This window comes from Rhizobium subbaraonis (genome assembly GCF_900220975.1).
Classification (GTDB): domain Bacteria; phylum Pseudomonadota; class Alphaproteobacteria; order Rhizobiales; family Rhizobiaceae; genus Mycoplana; species Mycoplana subbaraonis.
In genome coordinates this window covers 149,059-160,312 of sequence record NZ_OBQD01000013.1, presented here as the reverse complement: position 1 = coordinate 160,312, position 11,254 = coordinate 149,059, and the positions used below count along the sequence as shown (strand labels likewise).

13 protein-coding genes are annotated in these 11,254 nt (G+C 64.2%); 12 read left to right on the top strand and 1 reads right to left on the bottom strand.

Annotated elements, in window-relative coordinates:
• Positions 1–7: 7 nt before the first annotated feature.
• Positions 8–886 carry a LysR substrate-binding domain-containing protein gene (locus CRO48_RS20405; RefSeq protein WP_097141699.1) on the bottom strand — a complete coding sequence of 293 codons (879 nt, stop codon included), beginning with the start codon at positions 884–886 and terminating at the stop codon, positions 8–10.
• Positions 887–1,066: 180 nt separating this feature from the next.
• Between CRO48_RS20405 and CRO48_RS20400 the strand changes: the two genes are divergently transcribed.
• The 12 genes from CRO48_RS20400 to CRO48_RS20345 all read left to right on the top strand — a co-directional run bounded on the left by CRO48_RS20400 (position 1,067) and on the right by CRO48_RS20345 (position 11,245).
• Positions 1,067–2,398 carry an MFS transporter gene (locus tag CRO48_RS20400; RefSeq protein ID WP_097141698.1) on the top strand — a complete coding sequence of 444 codons (1,332 nt, stop codon included), beginning with the start codon at positions 1,067–1,069 and terminating at the stop codon, positions 2,396–2,398.
• Positions 2,399–2,617: 219 nt separating this feature from the next.
• On the top strand, positions 2,618–3,910 hold the full coding sequence (urtA, locus tag CRO48_RS20395) for an urea ABC transporter substrate-binding protein (protein ID WP_097141697.1): 1,293 nt from the start codon (positions 2,618–2,620) through the stop codon (positions 3,908–3,910).
• 149 nt (positions 3,911–4,059) lie between these two features.
• Positions 4,060–5,691 carry an urea ABC transporter permease subunit UrtB gene (gene urtB, locus CRO48_RS20390; RefSeq protein ID WP_245423592.1) on the top strand — a complete coding sequence of 544 codons (1,632 nt, stop codon included), beginning with the start codon at positions 4,060–4,062 and terminating at the stop codon, positions 5,689–5,691.
• Entirely contained in the window at positions 5,688–6,851 is a 1,164-nt protein-coding gene (gene urtC, locus CRO48_RS20385) for an urea ABC transporter permease subunit UrtC (protein WP_097141696.1), read from the top strand. Before urtB ends, urtC begins: the two co-directional genes overlap by 4 nt.
• Before the next feature lie 6 nt (positions 6,852–6,857).
• Positions 6,858–7,610, top strand: a complete 753-nt coding sequence (gene urtD, locus CRO48_RS20380) for an urea ABC transporter ATP-binding protein UrtD (RefSeq protein ID WP_097141695.1) — start codon at positions 6,858–6,860, stop codon at positions 7,608–7,610.
• Between the two features lie 190 nt (positions 7,611–7,800).
• Positions 7,801–8,496 carry an urea ABC transporter ATP-binding subunit UrtE gene (urtE, locus tag CRO48_RS20375; RefSeq protein ID WP_097141694.1) on the top strand — a complete coding sequence of 232 codons (696 nt, stop codon included), beginning with the start codon at positions 7,801–7,803 and terminating at the stop codon, positions 8,494–8,496.
• Positions 8,497–8,595: 99 nt separating this feature from the next.
• Positions 8,596–9,432, top strand: a complete 837-nt coding sequence (locus tag CRO48_RS20370; RefSeq protein WP_245423591.1) for an urease accessory protein UreD — start codon at positions 8,596–8,598, stop codon at positions 9,430–9,432.
• Between the two features lie 127 nt (positions 9,433–9,559).
• A complete protein-coding gene (locus CRO48_RS20365) occupies positions 9,560–9,862 on the top strand; it encodes an urease subunit gamma (protein ID WP_097141692.1) in 303 nt (100 codons plus the stop codon).
• Between the two features lie 3 nt (positions 9,863–9,865).
• Positions 9,866–10,120: a DUF1272 domain-containing protein gene (locus tag CRO48_RS20360; RefSeq protein WP_097141691.1), complete on the top strand. Its 255-nt coding sequence runs from the start codon at positions 9,866–9,868 to the stop codon at positions 10,118–10,120.
• A 13-nt stretch (positions 10,121–10,133) separates the two neighbouring features.
• Entirely contained in the window at positions 10,134–10,439 is a 306-nt protein-coding gene (locus CRO48_RS20355; protein ID WP_097141690.1) for an urease subunit beta, read from the top strand.
• A gap of 1 nt (position 10,440) precedes the next feature.
• Positions 10,441–10,797 carry a GFA family protein gene (locus tag CRO48_RS20350; protein WP_097141689.1) on the top strand — a complete coding sequence of 119 codons (357 nt, stop codon included), beginning with the start codon at positions 10,441–10,443 and terminating at the stop codon, positions 10,795–10,797.
• 25 nt (positions 10,798–10,822) lie between these two features.
• Entirely contained in the window at positions 10,823–11,245 is a 423-nt protein-coding gene (locus CRO48_RS20345; RefSeq protein WP_097141688.1) for a lysozyme inhibitor LprI family protein, read from the top strand.
• Positions 11,246–11,254: the final 9 nt, after the last annotated feature.

Here is an 11,254-nt window from a genome sequence, read left to right as displayed (position 1 = left end):
ATGCGCCTCAGATCGAACTTGCATACATTTCGTCGGTCAGCCAGCGCTCCAGCGCGACGGCATCCGGGCGGCTCGCAAGATGCTTTGCGACCCACAGAACGATCCGGCGCGGACCGGGCGTGAAGCCGAACGGTGCCACGAGGCGGCCCGAGGAAAGCTGCTCCATCACCAGCATTTTCGGTACGACCGCCATGCCGAGACCGCAGGCTGCCGCCTGGATCAACAGATAGAAGTGGTCGAAGCTCGTGCGTGGCTGCAGCGACAGATGCCCCAGGCCGAAAACGGTTTGCCAGTCCAGCCATGCCTCCGGTCTCGTGCGAGTCGCCAGGAGAGAGGCGCCTTCCAGTTTTTGGGGCGAGACGTCCCGCAGATGCTCCAGATATTCCGGTGCGCAGACCGGGCCGATGTTCTCCACGCCGAGCTGGCGGATGACGGCGTCCTGTGGCGGATCGATGATGCTCGAACGGATCGCCATGCCGATCTTGTCGCGTGCGAAGTCGACCCGATTGTAGTTCATGTTGAACTGCAGTTCGATCTGGGGGTGCTTGTCGTGGAAGTTGCTGATTCTGGGGATAATCCAGCCCATCATGATGGACGACGAGCAGGACAGCGTCAGCGGCTCGGGGCGAACGCGCTCCACGCTTTCCTGAATCAGCTTGAACGCACTTGCCAGCCCCTCGGCCAGCCGCGAGCCTTCCGGCGTCGGTTCCGTCGCCCGTGCGTTCTTGACCAGAAGCTTGACGCCGAGCGTCTCCTCGAGCGCCTTCACCTGTCGGCTCACTGCCCCGTGCGTGACGAAAAGTTCATTGGCTGCGAGCGTCATCGACCGGTGGCGGGCGGCCGCCTCGAAGGCACGCAGGGCGTTCAGGGAGGGGAGGGCTGCCATGCTGGGTTCTTTCGTGTGAGGTTTCCTCACGCGACTAGCAGATTTAATCGATTGCCGAAACCTTGGAAATTTACATAAGCCGACCGTGGAGGCACGCGTCGCAAGACAATTCGGAGGAGCAAAAGGCTCGCCTGGCGCCGCGAGCCGTCGTGTTTCATCGATGCGTGAGGAGGAGGTTTCATGACGCCTGATACGCAGACTACCGAGGTCGAACGTTCGGCCATTCGCAAGGTGACCGTAAGGTTGGTGCCTTTCATCGCCCTGATGTTCTTTATCAACTTCCTCGACCGGACGGCGATCTCGTTTGCCGGCCCGAACGGAATGACAGAAGATCTGGGCATGACCGCAGCCCAGTTCGGTTTCGCTGCCGGCATCTTCTTCTTCGGCTACATCATTCTCGAAGTGCCGAGCAATCTGGCGCTTCACAAATACGGCGCGCGCCGGTGGCTCGCCCGCATCATGGTGACCTGGGGTATCGTCGCGATCCTCTTCACATGGGTCAGCACGATCCCGCAGCTCTACGTCCTGCGCTTCCTGCTCGGCGTGGCCGAAGCGGGCTTCTTCCCGGGCGCCATCCTGTTCCTCAGCTCCTGGGTTCCGCAGCGCCACCGCAGCACGGTGCTCGCGTTCTTCTACCTGGCGCAGCCGCTCACCATCGTCGTCGGCGCGCCGCTGGCCGCATCGCTGATCCAGGCGCACGGCATGTTCGGCCTCGAAGGTTGGCGCATCATGTTCTTCGGCGTCGCTCTTCCCGCGATCATCGTCGGCATCGTCAGTTGGTTCTACCTGACCGACAAGCCGGCAGACGCGAAGTGGCTGACCGCTGAAGAAAAGGCATGGCTGACCGGCGAACTGGCCCGTGAAGACACGGCCAAGGCAACCGCGCATGGCAAGATGACCGGCCTGGCGTTGACCGATCGTCGCGTCTGGCTGTTGTCGGCGCTGTATTTCGGCCTGATCTACGGCCTCTATGCGATCGCCTTCTTCCTTCCCACCATCATCTCGGGTTTCGAGGAGAAGTTCGGCACCAAGTTCGACGTCTTCGACAAGGGCCTGATCACCGCCATCCCGTATCTGCCCGCAGCCGTATCGATCTACCTCTGGAGCAAGTTTGCCGCCAGGAAGGGCGTGAAGGGCTGGCACGTCGGGTTGCCCGCCATCATCGGCGCGATCAGCATTCCGCTTGCGCTGTTCATGGGGTCGCCCGAAACGACGATCCTGATGATCACGATCACCGCCTGCGCGATCTTCTCGGCGCTGCCGAATTTCTGGACCATTCCCTCGCGCTTCCTCACCGGCCCGGCCGCGGCCGCCGGCATCGCGCTGATCAACACCATCGGCAACGTGGCGGGCTTCGCTGCTCCCTACATCACCGGCGTGCTCAAGGACACGACGGGGCTGTACCAGCTGCCGATGTTCGTGGTCGGCGCCTTCATGCTGCTGGCTGGCGTTCTTGCCTTTTCCGTGGACTGGAAGGACCGGGCGTCGACGCCGCAGTTGCGCACGCACTGAGGCAGTCCAGGTCTTTCTGAATTTCGAGGCCGGCGTCACTGACGCCGGCCTTTCCGTTTGCGGTATTCGAGTTTTTTGCGGCCCCGTTGCGCACTCTTCCCCTCCGTCTACGACAAATGACGTATGTGCACTGCAGCGTGAACATCCGATGATCGTTTAAGCAACGGTTAAGAGACAAAACCGTCCCGTTGCCCTTACGAACTAGAGGGGTTCACCGACATGAATATCAAGGCACGCCTGACCGGCGCATTTCTTGCTGCGGTTCTTTCGACCACGGCGCTCAATGGCGCATTCGCGGCCGATGACACGATCAAGGTCGGCATTCTGCACTCGCTGTCCGGCACCATGGCGATCTCGGAAACGACGCTGAAGGACGCCATGCTGATGCTCATCGAGGAGCAGAACAAGAAGGGCGGCCTGCTCGGCAAGAAACTCGAAGCCGTCGTCGTCGACCCGGCCTCCGACTGGCCGCTGTTCGCCGAGAAGGCGCGCGAGCTCATCTCCGTAAACGATGTCTCGGCCGTATTCGGCTGCTGGACGTCGGTTTCGCGCAAGTCGGTGCTTCCGGTCTTCGAGGAACTCAACTCGATCCTGTTCTACCCCGTCCAGTACGAGGGCGAGGAAAGCCAGCGCAACGTCTTCTACACCGGTGCTGCCCCGAACCAGCAGGCGATCCCGGCCGTCGACTACCTGATGGAGAACGAGGGCGTTGAGCGCTGGGTGCTCGCCGGCACCGACTACGTCTATCCGCGCACGACCAACAAGATTCTCGAAGCCTACCTGATTTCCAAGGGTGTGAAGCCCGAGGACATCATGATCAACTACACCCCCTTCGGCCATTCCGACTGGCAGACGATCGTTTCCGACATCAAGGGCTTCGGCTCGGCCGGCAAGAAGACCGCTGTCGTCTCGACCATCAACGGCGACGCCAACGTGCCCTTCTACAAGGAACTCGGCAACCAGGGCGTGAAGGCCGAGGACATCCCGGTCGTCGCCTTCTCCGTCGGTGAGGAAGAACTCGCCGGTCTCGACACCGCACCGCTCGTCGGCCACCTTGCCGCCTGGAACTACTTCCAGTCCGTCGACAACCCGGCCAATGCCGAGTTCATCAAGACCTGGAAGGCCTACACCAAGAACGACAAGCGCGTGACCAACGACCCGATGGAAGCCCACTACATCGGCTTCAACATGTGGCTGAAGGCGGTCGAGAAGGCCGGCACCACCGACACCGACGCCGTGCTCGACGCGATGATCGGCGTCTCGGTGCCCAACCTGTCGGGCGGCTACTCGACCATGATGCCGAACCACCATATCACCAAGCCGGTGCTGATCGGCGAGATCCAGGCCGACGGCCAGTTCGAGACCGTCTGGGAGACCCCCGGCCTCGTGGTCGGCGACGAATGGTCCGACTACCTGCCGGACTCCAAGGATCTGATCTCCGACTGGCGCGCCCCGATGTCCTGCGGCAACTTCAACGTCGCCACTGGCAAGTGCGGCGGCAAGGGTTCCTGATACGCCGGGATCGATCGGACGGCTGCGAAGGTTCGCCTTCGTGGCCGGCCGGAAGCATCCCGTCATCTCCGGTGGCGGGATGCTTCCGAAATCTGAATGCGCACGCCGAGGGCCGAAACGGCCTGAAACGGCCCGGCGAGGATGAACCCATGTTGATGCGGCTAGCCTATCGATCGCTCCAGTCCCTGCTGGTGACGTTTTGCCTTTTCATCACCGTATTTGCGACCGACCTCCGCGCCGAGGACGACTTGCGGGCGATGATCAATGCGCTGGGCGAGGGGAATTTCTCGCAGACCGCGAAACAGGTCGAGGCGCTGGCCAAGACCGGCGATCCGAAGATCGTTCCCGCGCTCGAGGCGCTTGCCGCGGGCGACCTCTATCAGCGCAAGTCCGACAAGCAGGTCTTTCTCACAAAATCCTCCGCCGGCAATCTCGTCCTCATCGATCCGCTGAGCGGCGAGGAGGTCGGCACGGAGGCGTCCGGCGCGCTTGCGAAGATCAAGGTCAACAACAGTCTGCGCCGCACCGTCCGCGCCGCACTCGGCGGGCTGACGCTGATGAGCCCGGATGCCGGCGTCCGCCTGCAGGCCGCGCAAACCCTGCTGCGCGCGCCTTCGGCGGACGCGCTTGAACAGGTCGAGACCGCGCTTGCGGCGGAGACCGACGGCCGCGTGAAGACGGTGCTGGAACGCGCGCGCGCCGCAGCCCTCCTGGTTTCGGACCGTCCGGATGGTGAAAAGAAGGCTGCCATCGCGATCATCGGAAAGGCCGGCGGCCAGGACTCGCTGTCGCTGCTGAGCGCGGCTCTTGCCTCGGCCGACGACACGCTGAAGCCCGACATCGAGGCTGCAATCGCGGACATCCAGGACCGACAGGCCTTGTGGGCCGCCGGCCAGAACGTCTGGTACGGCCTGTCGCTCGGTTCCGTTCTCCTGCTCGCCGCGATCGGGCTTGCCATCACCTTCGGCGTCATGGGCATCATCAACATGGCGCACGGCGAGATGGTGATGCTCGGCGCCTACACCACCTTCGTCGTCCAGGAAGTCATCCGCACCTCGTTCCCGGGCCTGTTCGACTGGTCGCTGGCGATAGCGCTGCCGCTCGCCTTCCTCGTCACCGGCGCGGTCGGCCTTGCGATCGAGCGCGGCATCATCCGCTTCCTCTACGGCCGACCGCTGGAGACCTTGCTCGCCACCTGGGGCATCTCGCTGATCCTGCAGCAGGCCGTACGCACCATCTTCGGCCCGACCAACCGCGAGGTGGGCAACCCGTCCTGGATGTCCGGCGCCTTCGAGCTCGGTGGCCTCACGATTACCTGGAACCGCCTCTGGATCATCGTCTTCGCGCTCGCCGTCTTCGCCGCTCTCCTGTTCCTCCTGAAGAAGACGCCGATGGGCCTGCAGATGCGGGCGGTCACCCAGAACCGCCGCATGGCGTCCTCGATGGGCATCCGCACGCCCTGGGTCGATGCGCTGACCTTCGCGCTCGGCTCCGGCATCGCGGGTATCGCCGGCGTCGCGCTCTCGCAAATCGACAACGTCTCGCCGAACCTCGGCCAGGGCTACATCATCGACAGCTTCATGGTCGTGGTGTTCGGCGGCGTGGGCAATCTCTGGGGCACCCTCGTCGGCGCCTTCACGCTCGGCATCCTCAACAAGTTCCTCGAACCCTATGCGGGCGCGGTGCTCGGCAAGATCCTCGTTCTCGTGCTGATCATCCTCTTCATCCAGAAGCGGCCGCGCGGGCTGTTCGCACTCAAGGGCAGGGCGGTGGAAGCATGATCACCTCGTTTCTCCTCAAATCCTTCGACCGCACGATCGTCATTGCCGTCGCCGTCATCCTCGGGCTGGCTCTGATCGTGCCGGCGCTGAACCTGCTGACGGCCCCGGACCATCCGCTGCACGTGCCGACCTATCTGGTCTCGCTGTTCGGCAAGTACCTGACCTATGCGCTGCTGGCGCTCGCGCTCGACCTCGTCTGGGGCTTCTGTGGCATCCTCTCGCTCGGCCACGCCGCCTTCTTCGCGCTCGGCGGTTATGCCATGGGCATGTACCTCATGCGCCAGATCGGTGCGCGCGGCTCCTACGGCAACCCGCTTCTGCCGGACTTCATGGTCTTCCTCAACTGGAAGGAACTGCCCTGGTTCTGGTACGGCTTCGACATGTTCTGGTTCGCGGCCCTGATGGTGGTGCTGGTGCCGGGCATGCTCGCCTTCGTCTTCGGCTGGTTCGCCTTCCGCTCGCGCGTCAACGGCGTCTATCTGTCGATCATCACCCAGGCGATGACGTTTGCGCTGCTGCTCGCCTTCTTCCGCAACGACATGGGATTCGGCGGCAACAACGGCCTGACCGACTTCAAGGATATCCTCGGCTTCAACATCCAGGCCCAAGGCACCCGTGCCGCGCTGTTTGCTGCGTCCGCCGTGGCGCTGGCGCTCTCGCTGATCCTCACGTCCGGCATGGTCCGCTCCAAATACGGCAAGATCCTCGTCGGCGTCCGCGACGCCGAAAGCCGCACCCGGTTCCTCGGCTACCGCGTCGAGCATTTCAAGCTCTTCGCCTTCACCATTTCTGCGATGATGGCGGGCGTGGCCGGCGCGCTCTACGTGCCGCAGGTCGGCATCATCAACCCCGGGGAGTTCGATCCGGCCAACTCTATCGAAGTGGTCATCTGGACGGCGGTCGGCGGCCGGGGCACGCTGATCGGCCCGATCATCGGCGCGGTCCTCGTCAACGGCGGCAAGAGCGTCTTCACCGCCGCCTTCCCGGAGTTCTGGCTGTTCGCACTCGGCGGCCTGTTCGTCCTCGTCACCCTGTTCCTGCCGAAGGGCATCGTCGGCACGCTGCAGGGATGGCGGGCCAGGCGGAAGGAGTATCGCAAGGCCGCAGCGGACGAGGCGGCAAGAGGCCAGACCGCAGCCGAACCTGTCGCGGCGGAGTGAGGGACCATGAACGAGAAGAAACCGACCAGCCTGCTCTATCTCGACGGCGTCTCCGTCTCCTTCGACGGCTTCAAGGCGCTGAACTCGCTCTCCTTCGTGATCGAGCCCGGCGAACTGCGCGCGATCATCGGCCCGAACGGTGCCGGCAAGACGACGATGATGGACATCATCACCGGCAAGACCCGGCCCGACACGGGCGAAGTGTTCTTCAAGGGCGACATCGACCTGACCAAGCGCGACGAGGCGGAGATCGCCCAGCTCGGCATCGGCCGCAAGTTCCAGAAGCCGACGGTGTTCGAGAGCCACACGGTATGGGACAACCTCGAACTGGCGCTGAACCGCAAGCGCGGCGTCTTCGCCACCCTGTTCTACCGGATGACGCCGGAGGACAACGCCCGCATCGAGGAGATCCTTTCTACGGTGCGCCTGTCGAACCGCCGCAACGACCTCGCCGCCAGCCTCAGCCACGGCCAGAAGCAATGGCTGGAGATCGGCATGCTGCTGGCGCAGGAGCCGGAATTGCTGCTTGTCGACGAGCCGGTCGCCGGCATGACCGACGCCGAGACGGCCGAGACGGCGATCCTTCTGAAGGAGATCGCCAGGACCCGCTCGGTCGTCGTCGTCGAGCACGACATGGGCTTCATCCGTGACCTCGGCGTCAAGGTCACGTGCCTGGCGGAAGGCTCGGTACTGGCGGAAGGCTCGATCGACTTCGTCAGCGCCGATCAGAAGGTGATCGAAAACTATCTGGGGCGGTGAGGGTTCTGCGGACACGAACTTCCGTCACCCTGCCCCTCTCCCGCCTCACTGGGGAGAGGGGGCAGACAAGGGGTACCGCCGGTGTCGCGTCATCGGCGGTGCGTCACTGGGCCTTCTTCTCGTTCGCGGGGAGACGGCAGGCGGATGAGGGGCGGATGTGCCTCCGCAACGGCCATATCGAGGAACGAGCATGCTGACAGTCGAAAAAGCCAATCTCCACTACGGCGCCGCGCAGGCGCTGCGCGGCATCTCGCTGAAAGCCGAGATGGGCAAGATCACCTGCGTGCTCGGCCGCAACGGGGTCGGCAAGTCGAGCCTGCTCCGCGCGGTGACCGGCCAGCATCCGTTGTCGTCGGGCAGCGTCAGCTTCAACGGCGTGGCGCTGAACGGCATGGCCCCCTACAGCCGTGCCAAGCAGGGGATCGGCTACGTGCCGCAGGGGCGCGAGATCTTCCCGCTCCTGACGGTGAAGGAAAATCTCGAGAGCGGCTATGCGCCGCTGAAGCGGGCGGAGCGCTCCATTCCCGATGACATCTTCAGCCTTTTCCCGGTGCTGCAGACCATGCTCGGCCGGCGCGGCGGCGACCTCTCGGGCGGCCAGCAGCAGCAGCTGGCGATCGGCCGGGCACTGGTGACGCGGCCGAAGATCCTCGTGCTCGACGAGCCGACCGAGGGCATACAGCCCTCGATCATCAAGGACATCGGCCGGGCGATCAAATACCTGCGCGATTCCACCGGCATGGCGATCCTGCTTGTGGAACAATACCTTGACTTCTGCCGCGAGCTTGCCGATCACGTCTACATCATGGATCGTGGCGAGATCGTGCACGAAGGCCCGGCCGAGACGCTGGACACGCCGGAGGCGCGGCGGCACTTGACCGTATGATTGAAGCGGCGGCGAGGTCCGGTTGGCCCAGTCATTGCTTCGTCGCTCAGGATGCAGTGGATCGGGCCGGGAATTCAGAGTGCCAAGCGAAAGGCTGACGTGAGCACGCAAGCAATCATCGCCGCCGAAACCCAGGGCCGTCCGCAGCGTGCCCGTGGCGTGGGCCGGCTGAAGGCCAAGGCACGAGCCGGACGGACCCGCCTCGACACCTTCTATCAGGAAGGCTGCGCCAAGATCCGCCTGCCCGAGACCTTCGACGCCGGCATGGAGGCGGTGCTGATCAACACCTCCGGCGGCCTCACCGGCGGCGACGCCGTCGATTGGTCCTTTGAGGCCGGCGAAGGCACGCGGCTCACGCTCACCACCCAAGCCTGCGAGAAGATATACAAGGCAGCCGCCGGCACGGCGACGGTCTCGACGGCCATCACCGTCGGTGCCGGCGCGCGGGCGGACTGGCTGCCGCAGGAGACGATCCTGTTCGACCGTGCCTCGCTGACGCGCAATCTGACTGTCGATCTCGCTGGAGATGCTGAGTTCCTGGCCGTGGAGGCTGTCCTGTTCGGCCGGAAGGCAATGGGAGAGATGATGGCTGCGGGCCTTTTCCGAGACCGTTGGCGCATCCGGCGGCAGGGTCGCCTGGTCCATGCCGAGGAAGCCTGTTTTGAAGGCGAGGTCGCCAAGCTGACGGCACAGCCGGCGGTGCTCGCCGGCAACGGGGCCTTTGCCACGCTCCTCTATTGCGGCCCGCAGGCGGAGGCGCTGCTTGTCCCGGTGCGTGCTTTGCTGGGTGATGCCATGGCCGGCGCAAGTCAATGGCAGGACAAGCTGGTCGCCCGGGTCAGCGCCACCGATGGCTTCGCCTTGCGAAAAATTCTCATCCCCGTCATTTCGCACTTGCGTAACGGCGCAAGCCTGCCGAAAGTCTGGACACTCTAATGGGTGTGGCGAGCCTTCGGATTCGCCCGCTCGCTCGCTTTAGTTCTATGATTTCACGCATGTCTTTGGCGCAGAACCGCTACAAGCTCTTGCGCAACATGCTCAAATTGCAACGGAAGAGTCTTCCATGAACCTGACCCCTCGCGAAAAAGACAAGCTCCTCATCGCCATGGCGGCCATCGTCGCCCGCAGGCGGCTCGAGCGCGGCGTCAAGCTGAACCATCCCGAGGCGATCGCGCTGATCACCGACTTCGTCGTCGAGGGTGCGCGCGACGGCCGCTCCGTCGCCGACCTGATGGAAGCCGGCGCCCATGTCGTCACGCGTGACCAGGTGATGGACGGGATCGCCGAGATGATCCACGATGTCCAGGTCGAGGCGACCTTCCCCGACGGCACCAAGCTCGTAACCGTTCACGAACCGATCCGGTAAGCCATGCTGGAACTTCGTCCCAACTGCGAGTGCTGCGACCGCGACCTGCCGCCGGAGAGCCGCGAAGCGCTGATCTGCACGTTCGAATGCACCTTCTGCGCCGATTGCGCGAGCGGCGTTCTCGAGGGCGTCTGCCCGAACTGCGCCGGCGAACTCGTTCGCCGGCCGGTGCGCACGCCCGCCATGCTGGCGAAGTATCCCGCCGCGACAAAACGCGTGCTGAAGGCCGAGGGCTGCGGCCCGCTGAAGGCAGCCTAGGAGGAGAAACCCGATGATCCCCGGTGAAGTCATTGCCGCAAGCGGCGACATCGAACTGAACGCCGGTCTGCCGGTGATAGAACTGGACGTCGCCAACACCGGCGACAGGCCGATCCAGGTCGGCAGCCACTACCATTTCTACGAGACCAATGCCGGCCTGTCCTTCGACCGCGACAAGGCGCGCGGTCTGCGCCTCGACATTCCGGCCGGCACCGCGGTGCGCTTCGAGCCGGGGCAGACGCGCACGGTGCGGCTGATCCCGTTTGCCGGCAAGCGCGAGATCTACGGTTTCCGCCAGATGGTGATGGGAGGGATTTGAGATGGCGGTCGCGCACTATGGCGGCGGCTGCCAGTGCGGCGCCGTTTCCTTCGAGGCGGATGCCGACCTCGACCAGACGATCATCTGCAACTGCTCGCGCTGCCAGCGCCTCGGCTCGGTGCTGGCCTTCACCGCACGCGAGGCGTTCAACCTGAAGTCGGGCGAGGGCAATCTCTCCGAGTATCTCTTCAACAACCGGAAGGTGCATCACCTCTTCTGCAAGACCTGCGGCATTCAGAGTTTCGCTTATGGCGAGAAGCCGGACGGCTCTTCCATGGTCGCCATCAACGTCAATTGCCTTGACGGCGTGAATCCGCGGGATCTCACCCCGCACGCCTACGACGGCGCGTCCGCTTGACCGGCCGGATTGCGGGGAGACGGAGATGGTGAAGACGGCGCTGCTGACGATGCTGTGCGGCTGCGTCCTGCTGGTGGACGCCCCGAGCGACGAAGTGCTGCCGGTCGATTGCAAGCGTGCGCAGACGCAGAGCGACATGAACGCCTGTGCCGCCGAAGACTACGCGGCAGCCGACAAGGCGCTGAACGAGCAATGGCTGGCGACGAAGAAAGCCGCGACGGTCTGGGACGACCTGATCGAAGCCGACGGCGGGCCGCGCGGCGCCGAGGAGCGGTTGCTCAAGGCCCAGCGCGCCTGGCTTGCCTATCGCGACAGCCAGTGCGAGGCGCTGGGCTTTACCGCGCAGGGCGGGACGATCCAGCCGATGGTCGTTTCCAACTGCCTTGCCGAGCTGACCCGCAAGCGGACCGAAGAACTCGGACAGCTCTCCGACAGCTTCGTGAACTGACGGGCGGGG